Annotated in this window: 1 protein-coding gene; it reads right to left on the minus strand. The window is 32.5% G+C overall.

Translation table 11 applies throughout. The features are described from left to right. The coding region (locus ACNQO6_RS18490) for a hypothetical protein (RefSeq protein ID WP_440209920.1) at nt 1-246 on the minus strand (246 nt) is incomplete at both ends.

Here is a 246-nt window from a genome sequence, read left to right on the forward strand (position 1 = left end):
TGATAGTTTATATAGGCTTTCTGCCTCATCAAAAAAACCGTCATAAGAGGAAATATCAGCTTTTTGATAATAGAACTCGGCAAGCTCATGATTAGAGAAACTATCCTTTTTTTCTTCTAACTTATCTAATATTTTTTTTGCATCTATAACACGATTGTTTGCTAAAAAATCAGAACAATTTTTCAAATCTGTAGATACTTCCCCTTTGGGATTATCTATCCAAGGTGCCTCACCCTGTAACTCAAT

The sequence above is a fragment of the Acinetobacter calcoaceticus genome (assembly GCF_051947995.1).
GTDB lineage: Bacteria > Pseudomonadota > Gammaproteobacteria > Pseudomonadales > Moraxellaceae > Acinetobacter.